General features: G+C 73.9%; 13 protein-coding genes. 5 read left to right on the forward strand and 8 right to left on the reverse strand.

Annotated elements, in window-relative coordinates; all coding sequences use genetic code 11:
• Positions 1–2: 2 nt before the first annotated feature.
• Entirely contained in the window at positions 3–1,028 is a 1,026-nt protein-coding gene (locus ACLBXO_RS19395; protein WP_447686370.1) for an ABC transporter ATP-binding protein, read from the forward strand.
• A gap of 88 nt (positions 1,029–1,116) precedes the next feature.
• The gene (locus ACLBXO_RS19400; protein WP_447686371.1) at positions 1,117–2,376 is read left to right on the forward strand and encodes a hypothetical protein; all 1,260 of its coding nucleotides are present in this window, start codon (positions 1,117–1,119) and stop codon (positions 2,374–2,376) included.
• Here the strand turns inward: ACLBXO_RS19400 and pdxR are convergent.
• Positions 2,348–3,853, reverse strand: a complete 1,506-nt coding sequence (gene pdxR, locus ACLBXO_RS19405) for a MocR-like pyridoxine biosynthesis transcription factor PdxR (RefSeq protein ID WP_447686372.1) — start codon at positions 3,851–3,853, stop codon at positions 2,348–2,350. The genes ACLBXO_RS19400 and pdxR overlap by 29 nt on opposite strands.
• Positions 3,854–3,950: 97 nt before the next feature.
• On the opposite strand from pdxR, the gene ACLBXO_RS19410 reads away from it, so the two are divergent.
• Positions 3,951–4,577, forward strand: a complete 627-nt coding sequence (locus tag ACLBXO_RS19410; protein WP_447686373.1) for an FMN-binding negative transcriptional regulator — start codon at positions 3,951–3,953, stop codon at positions 4,575–4,577.
• Positions 4,574–5,287 carry a GNAT family N-acetyltransferase gene (locus ACLBXO_RS19415; RefSeq protein ID WP_447686374.1) on the forward strand — a complete coding sequence of 238 codons (714 nt, stop codon included), beginning with the start codon at positions 4,574–4,576 and terminating at the stop codon, positions 5,285–5,287. The genes ACLBXO_RS19410 and ACLBXO_RS19415 overlap by 4 nt, the downstream gene beginning before the upstream one ends.
• A gap of 6 nt (positions 5,288–5,293) precedes the next feature.
• On the opposite strand, the gene ACLBXO_RS19420 is transcribed toward ACLBXO_RS19415, so the two are convergent.
• Both ACLBXO_RS19420 and ACLBXO_RS19425 read right to left on the reverse strand, forming a co-directional pair.
• Positions 5,294–6,841: a GMC family oxidoreductase gene (locus ACLBXO_RS19420; protein WP_447686375.1), complete on the reverse strand. Its 1,548-nt coding sequence runs from the start codon at positions 6,839–6,841 to the stop codon at positions 5,294–5,296.
• The gene (locus ACLBXO_RS19425; RefSeq protein WP_447686376.1) at positions 6,838–8,265 is read right to left on the reverse strand and encodes an alpha/beta fold hydrolase; all 1,428 of its coding nucleotides are present in this window, start codon (positions 8,263–8,265) and stop codon (positions 6,838–6,840) included. Before ACLBXO_RS19425 ends, ACLBXO_RS19420 begins: the two co-directional genes overlap by 4 nt.
• 125 nt (positions 8,266–8,390) lie before the next feature.
• On the opposite strand from ACLBXO_RS19425, the gene ACLBXO_RS19430 reads away from it, so the two are divergent.
• A complete protein-coding gene (locus tag ACLBXO_RS19430) occupies positions 8,391–9,143 on the forward strand; it encodes a GNAT family N-acetyltransferase (RefSeq protein ID WP_447686377.1) in 753 nt (250 codons plus the stop codon).
• 50 nt (positions 9,144–9,193) lie between these two features.
• Here ACLBXO_RS19430 and xseA read toward each other — a convergent pair whose 3' ends face one another.
• From xseA to ACLBXO_RS19455, 5 genes are all read right to left on the reverse strand, one after another.
• A complete protein-coding gene (gene xseA, locus ACLBXO_RS19435; RefSeq protein ID WP_447686378.1) occupies positions 9,194–10,894 on the reverse strand; it encodes an exodeoxyribonuclease VII large subunit in 1,701 nt (566 codons plus the stop codon).
• Positions 10,895–11,013: 119 nt separating this feature from the next.
• Positions 11,014–12,486, reverse strand: coding sequence for an MDR family MFS transporter (locus ACLBXO_RS19440; RefSeq protein WP_447686379.1), 1,473 nt, complete (start codon positions 12,484–12,486; stop codon positions 11,014–11,016).
• 181 nt (positions 12,487–12,667) lie between these two features.
• Positions 12,668–13,984, reverse strand: coding sequence for an MFS transporter (locus ACLBXO_RS19445; RefSeq protein ID WP_447686380.1), 1,317 nt, complete (start codon positions 13,982–13,984; stop codon positions 12,668–12,670).
• Complete coding sequence (locus tag ACLBXO_RS19450) at positions 13,984–14,190, reverse strand: ribosome modulation factor (RefSeq protein ID WP_447686381.1); 207 nt, start codon at positions 14,188–14,190, stop codon at positions 13,984–13,986. The genes ACLBXO_RS19445 and ACLBXO_RS19450 overlap by 1 nt, the downstream gene beginning before the upstream one ends.
• A 68-nt stretch (positions 14,191–14,258) precedes the next feature.
• Complete coding sequence (locus tag ACLBXO_RS19455; protein WP_331315113.1) at positions 14,259–14,516, reverse strand: DUF6894 family protein; 258 nt, start codon at positions 14,514–14,516, stop codon at positions 14,259–14,261.
• Positions 14,517–14,518: the final 2 nt, after the last annotated feature.

A 14,518-nucleotide genomic window follows, 5' to 3' on the forward strand; every position in this document is an offset into this window, starting at 1 on the left:
CGATGTCCGCCTCAGAACCCGCGGTCGCCCTGAAGGACCTGCGCGTCGCCTTCGGCAAGGTTCAGGTCGTCGACGGCGTCGACCTGAGCCTGGAGCGCGGTCAGGCGCTGGCGCTCATCGGCGAATCGGGCTCCGGCAAGAGCGTGACGCTGCGGGCGATCCTGCGGCTGTTCCCGGAGGGGCGCAGCCGGATCGAGGGCGGCATCCGGGCCGCCGGCAAGGACGTGCAGGCGCTGACCCGGCGCCAGCTCGCCGATTTCCGCGGCGGCGACGTCTCGATGATCTTCCAGGAGCCGCTGCTCGCCTTTGACCCGGTCTACACGGTCGGCCGGCAGATCACCGAGGCGATCCTGCGCCACGAGTCGATCTCCAAGGACGAGGCCCGGAAGCGGGCGCTCGCCCTGTTCGAGCGGGTGCGGATCCCGAGCCCGGAGCGGCGGCTCGACAACTACCCGCACGAGATGTCGGGCGGGATGCGCCAGCGGGCCATGATCGCGCTGGCGCTGGCCTGCCGGCCGCAGGTCCTGCTCGCCGACGAGCCGACCACGGCGCTCGACGCCACGGTGCAGATCCAGGTGCTGCTGCTCCTGCGCGAGCTGCAGCGCGACCTCGGCCTGTCGATCGTGATCGTCACCCACGATCTCGGCGCGGCGGTCGAGGTCGCGGACCGGATCGCCGTGATGTACGCGGGCAAGATCGTCGAGACCGGCACGGCGCATCAGGTGGTGCTGAACCCGCACCATCCCTACACGATCGGCCTGCTGCGCAGCCGGGCCGAGGGGGCGCTCGCCAAGGGCTCCCGGCTCCAGACCATCCCGGGCAGCCCGCCCGACCTCGCCAACCGCCCGCCGGGCTGCCCGTTCGCGCCGCGCTGCTTCCTCGCCGAAGAGCGCTGCCGCCGGGAGATGCCGCCGGTCGCCGAGATCGCCCCCGGCCACCGCGTCGCCTGCTGGCGGACCGCGGAGGCCTCGGCGGCCTACCGGTCCGGCTCGACACCCGTGCGCGCCGCCGAGCCGGTCCCGGCCTGACCTCGACGCACCCGCGCCGAGGCTTTATCCGGCTCGGCGCGGTTCCGCGGCAGCGGACCGCGTCCGAACCGGCCGCGCGGGCGTCACCATGAGTCGTGTCCTATCCGGGCCAGTCCCGTCCGAGATCCTGCTCGTCCCCCGAGGCGAGGCCGGTCACTTCCTGCCGGCGGCGCTCGGCTGGCTGGGCAAGCGGGTCACCGTCACCGCCCAACCCGGTCCGGCGAACCACGTCCTGTGCCTGCCGGTCCTGGATTTCGTGCGCCTCGGCTTCCCGGAGGCGAACGGGCGCCTCGACCTCCTCGAACCGGGGGATGCCGAGAACCTCCGCGCCGGGCGCGCCGCGCTGCTCCTCGACCTCTCGAACGAGGGTCCGGGCCTGCACGCGCCGACCTTCGAGGAACTGCACCGGAACCTCGAAGACCGCGGGATCCCGCGCGAGCGGGTGATCCTCGTCACGCAGAACCGGCTGCTGCGGCTCGACTACGAGCGGCTCTACGGCGAGGGCCTGCGGTTCTGGACCTTCGAGTTCTTCCCGCTCCAGGTCGCCCTCTGGCTGGACGACGCCGTCGGTCCGCGGCTCTTCCCCCAGCACCCCCTCGACCGCGCCGGCTACGCGCCCTTTTCCCGCGCCGCGGGCCCGGCCCGGTTCCTCTGCCAGAACGCCGCCCTGCGCTGGCACCGGGTGCTGCTCTACCGCTGGTTCCAGCTCGGCGGGCTGGACCGGGACGGGCTGATCTCCTTCCACGGCATCGGCGAGGACAACCCGAAGGCGGGCGGCATCGACGTCTTCCACGCGCCGCCGGAGATCGCGGCGGCCTTCGGGCCGCTGCTCGCCGATGTCGGCAGCTGGATCCCGCGCCGGGCGCGGCGGATCGATGCCGATCAGGGCACCGACATGGTCATGACCCTCGACACCCAGGCCTACGCGGCGTGCGACCTGACCGTCATCTCGGAGACCGACTTCTTCGAGCCGGGCGTCGAGCGGATCACCGAGAAGTCGATCAAGGCGGCGGCGACGGGCCTGCCCTTCGTGACAGTGGGCGCGCCGCGCGCCGTCGCGCGGCTGTCCGAGCTCGGCTTCGAGACCTTCGGCGGCCTGATCGATCACCATTACGACCTCGTGTCCGACCCGGCCGAGCGGCTGCCGCTCGTGTTCCGGTCGATCGAGCGGGCCTGGGCCGCGTGTCGGGACGACCGGGCGCGCTGGCACCGCCTCGCGCGCGAGCAGGCCGAGGCCAACGTGGCCCACGCGCGGCGCGGATTGCTGCCGCAGTACGAGCGGGTGATGGTCGCGCCGCTGATCGAGCGGCTGAACCGGTTCATGGAGACGGGCGCGATCCTCCACTGACCGCGGCCCGCAGGACCTCCGCCATGCGACGCACCGCCGGCTCGATCGCCCGCTCGGGCACGGCGGCGTAGCCGAGGAGCAGGCCCGGTTCCGCCGGCCCGGCATGGTAGGCCGAGAGCGCGACTGCCGAGATCCCCGCGTGGCCGAGCGCCGCCGCGGCCGCCACGTCGCTCAGGGCCGCCCCCCAGGCCGGCCCGGGGCGGGCGATAACGTGCATCCCGCCCTCCATGGCGGCGATCGCCGCGACGTCCCCGGCGTGGCGGCGCGCGGCCTCGATCAGCGCCTCCTGACGCAGGGCGTAGAGGCGGCGGGTCCGGCGCAGATGGCCGGCGAGGTGGCCGTCCTCGATGAAGCGCGCCAGCGCCCACTGTCCGATCCCGGGCGGGGCGGGGCCCGTCTCGGCCAGCGCCTGATTGACCGGCGCGACGAGGCCGCGGGGCAGGACGAGGTAGCTCAGGCCGAGGGCGGGCAGCAGCAGCTTCGAGAAGCTGCCGACATAGATCACCCGGCCGCCGCGATCGAGGGCGCGCAGCGGCGCGAGCGGGCGCCCGGCATAGCGATAGGCCCCGTCGTAATCGTCCTCCACGATCCAGCCCGAGACCGCCTCGGCCCAGGCCAGCAGGTCGAGGCGGTTCTCCAGGCTCATGGCGTGCCCGAGGGGGTAATGGTGGGCCGGCGTCACCACCGCCAGCCGCGCCCCGGACGCCCCCGCGGCGGCCGGAGCCACCGACAGGCCGCCGGGACCGACCGGGACGGGAACTGGGTTCAGGCCGGCGCCGGCGAGGGCCTGCGCGATGCCCGGGAAGCCGGGCTCCTCGACCAGGGCGGTCTCGCCGGGATCGAGGAGCAGTTCGGCGAGCAGGCGCAGGCTCTGGCGGATACCCGCGGTGACGATGACGTCGTCGGCCTCGCAGGCGACGCCGCGCGCCTGCCCCAGATAGGCGGCGATGGCGCCGCGCAGGGCCGGCGAGCCGCGCGGGTCCGGCCGCTCGGTCGGGCCGTGGCGCCACTCGGCCTGGAGCAGGCGGCCCCAGACCTCGAACGGGAAGGCGTCCTGGGCCGGCCGGCCCAGGGCGAAGGCGTCGGGCACGCCCGGACCCGCCATGTATCGCCGCGACGGCGCGGACACGAGGCGGGCGCCCCGCCGGGACAGGTTCGGGGCGGGCTCAACGCCCGGTCGGCCGAGCGGGCCGGGCGCCGGCAACGCGTCGTCCGGCAGGGTCGCGGCGACGCGGGTCGCGGAGCCCGGCCGGGCCGTCAGGTAGCCCTCGGCGGTGAGCTGCTCCAGCGCCAGAACGACGGTCCCGCGCGCGCAGCCGAGGTCGGCGGCCAGAATCCGCGAGGCCGGGAGCCGGGCCCCGCGCGGCAGCCGGCGATCGAGGATCGCCGCGCGCAGGCCCTCCCGGAGCTGCGCGTGCAGCGGCGCCGCGGCCGCGGCGTCGAGAGTCAGCGTCAGGGGCAGGGGAGCCCGGGCCATGGGGCAACTGGTCCAGTCGCACTTCGCGAATTGGACCTTTCTCCTGGACCGCCGAACGGTCAAGCACGGAACCGCAAGACCGCCGCAGGACAGGCCGATGTACCAGCCGCCGCACTTCCGGGACGATTCGCGCGCCGCGCAGCACGCGCTGATCCGCGCCAACCCCCTCGGTCTGCTGGTGACCGTCGGGGCGGATGGGCTGACGGCCAACCCGATCCCGTTCCTTCTGGACGACGACGGTCGCCACGGGGTGCTGCGGGCGCACCTCGCCCGCGCCAACCCGCAGGGTGAGGATCTCGCCGCAGCGGAGGAGTGCCTAATCGTGTTCCAGGGACCGCAGGGCTACGTCACGCCGAGCTGGTACGCGAGCAAGCGCGAGCATGGCCGGGTGGTCCCGACCTGGAACTACGCCACCGTCCACGCCTGGGGCCCGCCGAGGATGATCGAGGATGCGGACTGGCTCGGGCGCCAGATCACCGACCTCACCGCCCTGCGCGAGGCATCCCGGGCCGAGCCGTGGGCGGTCGCGGACGCGCCGGCGCCGTTCGTGGCCGCGCAGGTCCGGGGGATCGTCGGCATCGAGATTCCGATCACGCGGATCGAGGGGAAGTGGAAGATGAGCCAGAACAGGCCCGAGGCCGACCGACACGGGGTCATCGCGGGGCTGCGCGCCGAGGGCGAGGCGGGTCTCGCCGGGCTGGTCGCCGAGCGGAGTGGACTGTGAGCGCGCGCCTCAACGACTTCGGCCAGCCCGTCGGCCCGGCCCTGCCGCATTGGAGCCCGCGCCCGCGGCCGCCGCGCACGCCTCTGGAGGGCCGCTTCTGCCGGCTGGTGCCGCTCGACGCCGCGGCGCACGCCGAGGCGCTCTACGCGACCTACAGGGCCGCCCCCGACACGCGCGGCTGGACCTATCTCGGCGACGAGATGCCGGAGAGCGCGGAGGCCTACCGGGCGCGCCTGGCGACGCAGCAGGCGAGCGAGGATCCGCTGTTCCACGCGATCCTGGATCCCGGTAACGGCGATGCCCTCGGGATCGCCTCGTATCTTCGGATCGATCCCGGCAACGGCGTGATCGAGGTCGGCCACCTCCACTTCGGCCCGCGGCTGCAGCGGGCGCCCGCCGCCACCGAGGCCATGGCCCTGATGATGGCCCGGGCCTTCGACGAACTCGGCTACCGGCGCTACGAGTGGAAGTGCGACAGCCTGAACGCCCCGTCCCGGGCAGCGGCGCTGCGGCTCGGCTTCACCTTCGAGGGCATCTTCCGCAACGCCGTGGTGGTGAAGGGCCGCTCCCGGGACACGGCGTGGTTCTCGATCACAGAGTCCGAGTGGCCGCAGGTCCGCGCCGGCTTCGCGGCGTGGCTCGACCCGTCGAACTTCGACGGGGCGGGTCGCCAGCGGCGCGGGCTCGCGGACCTGCGCGCCGCCGCCTGAGCCGGCTTACGGTCTGCCGGCCAGGAACGCCTCCGCGCTGCGCAGGCTGAGCGCCATGATGGTCAGGGCCGGGTTCGCCGCGAGCGAGCTCGGGAAGGTCGAGCCATCGCAGATCCACAGGTTGTCGATGTCGAAGCTTCGGCCGTGCGGGTCGACGACGGCGCTCGTCCCGTCGCTTCCCATCCGGCAGGTCCCAAGCGTGTGGGCGACGCGCTCCAGCACCCAGATGTCGTCGGCTCCCGCCTCCTCCCAGAGGTCGCGCATAATCTGCGTGGCGTGCGCGTTGAGGCGGTTCTCGTTGGCGCCGTAGCCGAAGCTGATACGGGCCTTGCGCATCCCGTGCGCGTCGGTCTCGTCGGCGAGGGTCAGCACGTTGGTGTCGCAGGGCAGCGTCTCGCCGTTGATGCCGATGCCGGCGAGGTGATTATAGCGGTCGAGGTAGTCGAGGAGCGGCTGCCCCCACAGGCCGCGCCCCCGCGCCGCCGAATTGCCGAAGGTCACCGGCACCACGCCCAGGCTCTGGATCAGGTAGCCGCCGGCGAAGTCGGCGCCGGCGCGGATGAAGTCCTCGGTGATCAGCGACGACGGGTAGCCCCGGTTCATGCGCACCTCGTGGTCGAAGGTGCCCCAGACCTGGGTCGCCACATGGCCCATGTAGTTGCGCCCGATCTGGCCGCTGGAATTGGCGAGCCCGAGATGGAGCAGCAGGCGCGGCGTCTCGACCGCCCCGGCGCAGAGGAAGACGGCGCCGCAGCGCTGCCGCCGCTCCTGACCGTCCTGCCGGTAGACCACGCCGTTAATCCGGCCGTCGGCGCCGCGCTCCAGGCCGTGGACGAAGGCCTCGGCCCGGATCTCGGCGCCGCGGGCGACCGCGTAGGGCAGGTAGGTCACGTCCATGCTGGCCTTGGCGCCGGTGCGGCAGCCCTGGTGGCAGAAGCCGCAATTGATGCAGGCGTTGCGGCGGGGTCCGTCCTCGGACTGGAAGTCCCGCGAGACCACCGCGGCCGGCGCGTCGGCCCACCGGATGCCACGAGCCTCGCAGGCCCGCGCCATGATCTGCGCCGGCCCGTTCCGCGGGACCGGGGGCAGGGGATAGCGGCGGTCCGCGTCCCAGGGGTAGCTCTGCGCACCGGAGACACCGAGGAAGCGCTCGACCCGCTCGTAGAACGGGAGCAGGTCCTCGTAGGACAGCGGCCAGTCGACCCCTTCCCCCGATTCCGTGTTGAGCCGCAGGTCGCGGGCATCGGCCCGAGGCACGAAGGCGCCCCAGTGCAGCGTCGAGCCGCCGACCCCGGTGCCGCTGTTGTTCGCCCCGAAGGCTTCCGGAGTCGAACCGCCGCTGAGGCGCTCCTCGGTCCAGTAGATTTCGTCCGCCAGGGTCTCGTCGAAGGCGAAGCGCTCCGGCGTGAAGTTCGGTCCGGCCTCCAGGGCCACGACCTTCAGCCCGGCGGCCGCGAGGCGCGCGAGGAGCGGCGCGCCGCCCGCACCGGTCCCCACCACGACCGCGTCGACGGCCTCGTCCGCGCGGTAGGTCCGCATATCCGCGAGGTTCATCGACCCGCCTCCGTTCGCTCTGCCCGTGGCTCCCAGCACTCCGACGCGTCGAGCCCGACGGCGCCGAAGCCCGGCAGGTCGTCGGCGATCTCGCCCGGCCGGTCGCCGCCGGCACCGATGCCCGAGAAGCCGATCCGCGCCAGCGCCGCCGCGTGGCCGAGCCAGAGGCGGACCGCGTCGGCGCGGAGATCCTCGAACCAGAACCGCATCCGGTCGGAATCGAGGCGGCCGCCGAGACTCTCAGGGACCTTCAGCGCGGCGCGCGCGCACAGGGTGAGCAGCCCGTCCTGCTCGGCCGCGTCGAGGGTCACGAACGGGCGGTCGCGGGCGACGCGGGCGGCGGCGTCCAGAGTCCGAAGGGCGGCGCGGTAGGCCTCCGCGTCCGGCGGCAGGGCCGAGAAGCGCCAGCCATCGCCGTCGCCGGAGGCCAGCCGCCGGTCGAGACGGGCGGCCAGATCGAGGTTCGGCACCGGCACGACGCGGGCGAGGGCCGACCGCAGGATCGCGAGTTCCACCGGGTCGAGGGCCGCCGGCCGATAGGCGGGATCGTCCGGCGCGGAGCGCTCCGCGAGTGCCTCACGGAGGCGGCTGTTCACCCGCTCAGAGGCGATCAACGCCGCGTAGTCCGGCGGCACCGCGGGGCCGGCCTCGACGGGCGGGCGGGGCCGATCGCCGAGATGGGCACGCAGGTGGTCAGCCAGGGCGGCGGGCCGCTCCAGCGGCAGGAGGTGGCCGACGCCGTCGACGGTGGCGAGACGATGGTGCGCGAGATGGGGCGCCATGAGGGCCCGCTGCGCGTCCGGTCCGAGGTCGGCATCCTCGGACCCAGCCAGGATCAGCGCCGGGGTGCGCAGGATCCCGACGCGGCGGCACCAATCCTCGTTGGCGCCCTCCGCGAGCCAGGCCTTCCAGGCGGCCGGCTCGGCCCGCAGGACGTCGGCCACCGCCCGCGCCTCGGTCTCGGGATCCAGGCGGTCGCCCACGTTGGCGCGCACGAAGGCCTCGGCCTCACGGCGCCGGGTCTCGGGATCCGCGTCGATCCAGGCGAGCATCGTGGCACGCCGGTCGTCCGGAATCGGCTCCGGGCTCGGCGGCGAACCGGAGACCAGGACGAGATCGGTGAGGCCCGTCAGACCCGCCTCGCCATCCTCGGCCCGGCGCGCGAGCGCCAGCGCCACCTTGGCCCCCATGCTGTGCCCGGCGATCCCGAAGCGCGCCGGAGCACGCGTGCGGATCGCCTCGGCCACGTGATCGGCCATCGCGGCGACGGAGTAGCCCGGCGTGTCGACGGCATCGCCGAAGCCCGGCAAGTCTACGGGCACGCAAGTCAACGGCGTCCCGTCGAGGGCGCGCGCGAGACGCTCCCAACTTCGGGCACTCCCGCCCAGAAAGTGCAGGCAGAACAGGACTTCGGGCTCGGACATCGCCGAGACATCGCGCGGCGCCAAGATGCTTCAAGCGTACGCGACGCCGCATGGCCGAAGTCTTGTCCCGGTGCCGTTGGCCAAGTCGTGAACGCGTGCGATCAGGGATGCCGGAGGAGGCGGCGATGGCGGATCTCGAACAGGCCTGGCGCGTGGAGGAGGCCTGCCTCAACGCGTGGCCGAGCCCACGCGAGCTCCTGGTGCACGGCTACCTCCTGCGCGCTGCCGGAGGCCGCTCGAAGCGGCAGAATTCCGTGAATCCCATGCGCGGGAGCGGCGCGCCCGGGCCGGCCATCGCGGCCGCGCGCGCGATCTACGAACGTCTCGGACAGCGCCCGATCTTCCGCGTGCCGGCCATCGCCCCACAGATGGAGCCGCTCCTGGCCGGCGGGGATTACGCCGTGGTCGACGAGACCTGCACGCTGTTCCGCCGTCTCGACGACCTGACGACCGCGCCCGATCCGGACGTTGCGGTCGCCGCGGCGCCCGGGCCGGACTGGCTGGCCCTGCGCGACGCGGTGAACCGCGCGGATGACGCGGCCGCACGGGTGTTCCGCGACACCGTCGCCGCCCTCGCCCTGCCGCGGGCCTTCGCGGCGGCCGCGGCCGAGGGCGGCATCGGCGCCATCGCCTTCGGGGTTCTCGACCGCGAGTTGATGATCATCGAGGCCGTGGCGACGCCCGAACCCCTGCGCGGGCGCGGCCATGCCCGGCGCGCGGTCGGTGCGCTTCTGCGCTGGGGCCGAGGGGAGGGCGCCCGGGCCGCCTGCCTGCAGGTCGTGGCCGCGAACGCGCCCGCGCGGGCGCTCTACAGCGCCCTCGGCTTCGAGCGCGAACTGTACCGCTATCACTATCGGGTCGGACCGGAGCCCGGCTGAGACGCGGGCCGGTCGCGGGGCCGGTCCTTCATCCGGCCGCGGCGATCGTTTCAGGCGTCGAACAGCGAGCCCTGCCGCGTCGGGGCAGGGCTCGCGCCGGTCCGCTTGCCGCCCGTCGCCGGCGCGGCCGCACCTCCCCGGCGAGGGGCCTTCGCGGACGGGGCTGGAGCGGCCGACAGGGAGGGATCGGCCGCCCCGTCGGGCACGGCCGTCACGGTGCCGTCGGCGAATTGCAGGCTGAGCCGCTGCGCGGCCGCCGCCTCCGCGGCGCGGCGGACGGGCAGTCCCGCGGCGTCGCGCACCAGGACGTAGCCCCGGTCCAGCACCGCGCGGTAGCTGAGCGACCCGAGCAGGCCCGCCAGACCGTCGAGCCGGTCGCGGCGCCGCTCGATACCGCGCGCGCCCGACTGGGCGAGGCGCTCCGACAGGGCGAGGAGCCGGTCGGTGCGGCGCGCCTGCAGCGCCCGGGCCCGTTCCAGGCTGGCCTCGCGCGCGACGACGAGGCGGCGCCCGAGCTGGACCAGGGCGTCGCCCTTGCGCTGGACGTCGTTGCGCAGGGCGTGGAGCGGCCGGTGATCGATCCGCGCCAGCCGGGCGCGGGCGTTGGCCAGGGCCACGTCGGGCGAGCGGCGGGCCATCCGGTCCAGGAGCAGCTGGAGCCGCGCGCGGTGGCGGCTCGCGCCCGCCGCCAGCGCCGGGGCGAGCCGCGCCTCGGCGAGGTCGAGCCGCTGGCGCTTGGCCGCCAGCAGAACGTCGGCGCTCGGCAGGGCGCGTCCGAGGGCGCGCAGGTCAGCGCGGTCGCGGTCGATCCGGCGCCCGACAGCCCCCCGGCCGCGGGCCGACAGGTCGGCCACCGTGGCGATCAGGTCGGCGCGGACCGGCACCGCCATCTCGGCGGCGCCCGTCGGGGTCGGCGCGCGGCGGTCCGAGACGTAGTCGATCAGCGTGGTGTCGGTCTCGTGCCCCACCGCCGAGATCAGCGGGATCGCGCTCGCGAAGGCGGCGCGGACGACGCACTCCTCGTTGAAGGCCCAGAGATCCTCGATCGATCCGCCGCCGCGGGCCACGATGAGCACGTCCGGGCGCGGGATCGGCCCCCCGTCCGGAAGGGCGTTGAAGCCGCGGATCGCGGCCGCGACCTCCTCGGCCGCGCCGTCGCCCTGGACCCGCACCGGCCAAACCAGGACCGGGCGGGGAAATCGGTCCTCCAGCCGGTGGAGGATGTCGCGGATCACCGCGCCGGTCGGGGAGGTCACGACGCCGACGACCCGCGGCAGGTAGGGGATCGGCCGCTTGTGGTCCGGCGCGAAGAGGCCCTCGGCGGCGAGCTGCTTCTTGCGCTCCTCCAGGAGCGCCATCCAGGCGCCGAGCCCCGCGGGCTCCAGGCTCTCGATGACGATCTGGTACGACGACTTGCCCGCGAAGGTCGTGATCCGGCCGGTGGCGACGACCTCCAGCCCCTCCTGAGGCCGCTGGCGCAGGCGGCCGAACACGCCCTTCCAGACCACAGCGTCGATCCGCGCCTGCCCGTCCTTGAGGGAGAAGTAGGCGTGGCCCGAGCCGTGCTGGCCGCGATAGCCCGAGATCTCCCCGCGCAGGCGCACGTGCCCGAAGGCGTCCTCGAGGGTGCGCTTCAGGGCGCCCGCGAGCTCGCCCACCGACCATTCCGGCTGGTTGGCGTTGAGCACGCTGGTCGGCGGGATGTCCGCCGCTTGCTGGGCTGCGGGGCGCGGGGGCGGCACGAGGGGCATGGCCGGACGCTAGGGGGGTCCGGCGGGACAGTCAAAGGCCCGCCGCGGAGACGGGGGCGTCCGGCGGGCGCCGCCCCGGCGGCGCGCCCCGCGCTGTGTCGTGGCCGCGACAGCGCCGCCTACTCCACGGCGAGCTCGCGCGGCCGGTCGGAGATCGCCACCGGCGGGACCAGCAGCGACAGGAGCAGGGTCAGCACCGCCACGGCGAAGACCGTCCAGAACGTGCCGTGCAGCGCGTGCTGCAGGCCGCCGCGGATCGCCTCACCGCCGGCCCCGAGGCTCCCCGGATCGTCGAGCAGGCGGCGCAGCTGATCGGAATTCACGGCCGGGCCGCTCGACGGGTTCGCGAGCCGGTAGTTCAGCACGGCCCCGAGGACGGTCGCGCCGAGGGTCGAGCCGAGGTTGCGCGAGAAGATGTTCGAGGCCGTCGCCGCGCCGCGCTGCGCCCAGGCGACGCTGTCCTGGATGATCACGATGGCGGCCGTGGACAGGAAGCCCATGCCCAGCCCCATCACAACGGAGCCGCAGGCCGCCACCACCGGGGAGGTGTCCGATCCGAGCATCACCAAGGCGACCGCGCCGAGGGGCAGGAGCGTCGCGCCGACCAGCAGGATCGGGCGCAGGCCGAACCGCACGAAGCTGCGCGCCGCCGTGGTGGCGCCGATCGGCCAGCCGAGCACCATCAGGGTCAGGGTCAGGCCGGCGATGAGGGGCGATTGTCGCAGCACGCCCTGCACGTACATCGGCAGGAACGCCGTGAGCCCGATCACCGTCATGCCGGAGAGCAGCGTCGCGGTATTGGCCGTCGCGATGGGGCGCTGCATCCACAGGCGGATGTCGAGCATCGGGTCCGGCGCGCGCCGCTCCTGGACGACGAACAAGATCGCGGCCACCACGAAGGCGAGCGCCGGCCACAGGGCGGCCTCGGCGGATTCGCCCGCCGCGGTCAGCGCGATCATCAGCGCCGCGATGGCGGCGGTGAACAGGGCCGCGCCGATCGCGTCGATCTGGCGGCTGCGCCGCTCGACCCCCTCGTGGAGGAAGCGCAGGAACAGGGCGGCCGCGATCACGCCGATCGGCAGGTTGATCCAGAAGATCCAGGGCCAGCTCAGGTGGCCGATGATCAGGCCGCCGACCAGCGGACCCGCCACCGACGAGATGCCCCAGACGCTGGCGAGATAGCCCTGGACCCGGCCGCGTTCCCGCGCCGCGTACAGGTCGCCGACGACGGTCAGGCTCACCGGCTGGATCGCCCCGGCGCCGACACCCTGGATGAGGCGGAACAGGATCAGCGAGGGCATCGACCACGCGAGCCCGCACAGGAGGGAGCCCGCGAGGAACACCGCGATCCCGAACAGCAGCACCGGCCGGCGCCCGTACAGGTCCGAGAGCTTGCCGAACACCACCGTGGTGGCCGTCTGGGTCAGCAGGAAGGAGGCGAACACCCAGGCGTAGAGGTGGAGGTCGCCGAGCTGGCCGGCGATCTGCGGCATCGCCGTCGAGACGATCGTCGCCTCGATGGCGATCATGAACATCGCCGCCATCACCGCGGCGAGGACCAGCGGGCGGCGCGTCTCTGGAGGCGTGGGCATCGCGCCGGTCTAGGCCCGCCGCAGCTGCCCACCTAGCGTTGAACACGGCAACCGCGCTCGAAGCGGCGAGATCCGTGCGCGAGCGCACATCCGCGCGGCGCCGGACCCGCTGCGGACGCATGGATGACGCGCCGCAATGCAGCCAGTGCATACATTATGCGCAACGCGCCGGTCGGGCCGATCAGGCTTCGGAATCGGCATCGAGGTCGCGACCGCGCGTCTCGGGCAGCAGGAAGGCGGCGATCGTGCCGACGAGGCTGAACGCGGCGAGGTAGTAGGCCGGCGCGAGCCGGTCCCCGGTCGCGGCGATCAGCCAGTTCACCACGTAGTTGGTGCTGCCGCCGAACACCGAGACCGAGACCGCGTAGACGATCGACAACCCGGCGCTGCGCACCGCCCGGGGCAGGGCCTCGGGGATGCCGACGATCACGGCCGCCGCGTTGATGGACGACAGAGCCGAGAGCAGGAAAGTCACCGCGTAGACGCTGGCGGCGCTCGGCGCTTGCACCACCCAGGCGAAGGCTGGGACTGTCAGGACCAGGATCAGCGCCCGCGGCCAGATCATCACCGGTCGCCGTCCGTACCGGTCGGCCAGCCAACCGCCGAGCAGCGGGAAGATCACCGAGGCGAGGCCGAGGGCGATCGGCACGGCCGTGGCGGCGGTCTCGCTCAGGCCGAGGGTCGCGCCGGCGAAGACCGGCATGTTGGTGCCGACCGCGTTCGACACGGTCGAAGCGGCGATGACCAGGAAGGTCAGGCCCAGCAGGCGGCCGTGCTCGCGCAGGAGCCGGCCGACCACCGCCGTCGTCGAGGCCGCCGCGTGCGGATCCTCCTCGGCGCCGGCCGTCTCGGGCAGGTGGCTGCGGATGACGAGGCCGACCGGCACGACGCACAGGCCGAGGGCGAACATCAGCCGCCAGCCCCACTGCGCCATCGCCTGATCGCCGACCGCGAGCGCCAGGGCGGTCGCGATGATCCCGGCGAACAGGGCCGCGCAGCCCTGGCTGGCGATCTGCCAGCTCGTCACGAAGCCGCGCCGGTCCGGGGGTGCGGCCTCCAACAGGAAGGCCGTCGAGGGACCGACCTCGCCGCCGAGGGCGAGGCCCTGCACGAGGCGGCCGGCGATGACGATGACCTGCGCCCAGCCGCCGATGGTCGCGTAGGAGGGACAGGCGGCCAGCATGAGCATGCCGACGGCCATCAGCGCGATGGTGATCAGCATCGCGGGCTTGCGGCCGGCACGGTCCGCGAAGGCACCGATCAGCACGCCGCCGATGGGCCGCATGACGTAGCCGATGCCGAACAGGGCGAGCGATGCCAGCAGGCTGTGGGTCGGGTCGTTCGCCGGGAAGAAGGCCTCGCCGATCGGCTTGGCGAAGAAGGCGTAGACGGTGAAGTCGTAGAATTCGAGGGCGTTGCCCAGGACGACGGCCCCGACCGACTTGCGGTCGAGAGTCGAATGATGCGCGCCGGGATGCGGTGCGGTCCGGGCGTCCATCAGCGGGCCGATCCGTCGACCGGGTGCTTGGCGAGGCCGCCGGTCACGGGATCCTCGCCCGCTGCCAGGGCCTCCTCGTAGCCGGACAGCCAGAGCGCGCGCGCTTCCGTCCCCTCCGCGTAGGGGCAGGCTTCCCGCGCCAGACCCTTGGCGGGCGCGGCCCGGCCGAGGGTGCGGGCATCGAGGTCGTTCGGTGGCGTATGCATGCGGGCGCAGCTCCGTTCCGGGGGGCTGCGCGCGATGTAGGGCACGGAACGCGCCCGTCGCCGATATGTCAGTGCCGCGTCGGATCTTCGTCCGCGGGCAGCGCCACGGCCTCGCTGAAGGGGAATTCCAGCACGACCTCGCCGTCGTCATCCGTCACCACGAGGCACGCGGCCATCAACCGGGCCTGGTCCCGCGGTTGGCGGAGCGCGGCGCGGATCGTTTCCCGCGCCGCCGCCCAGGCCGCGTCAGGATCCCGCAGCTCGATCCCGGTCGGGTCGGAGATGACGTCCGCACCGATCTGCGTGTGGAAGAAGTAGCGCGGCATGG

Source organism: Methylobacterium sp. C33D (genome assembly GCF_053345825.1).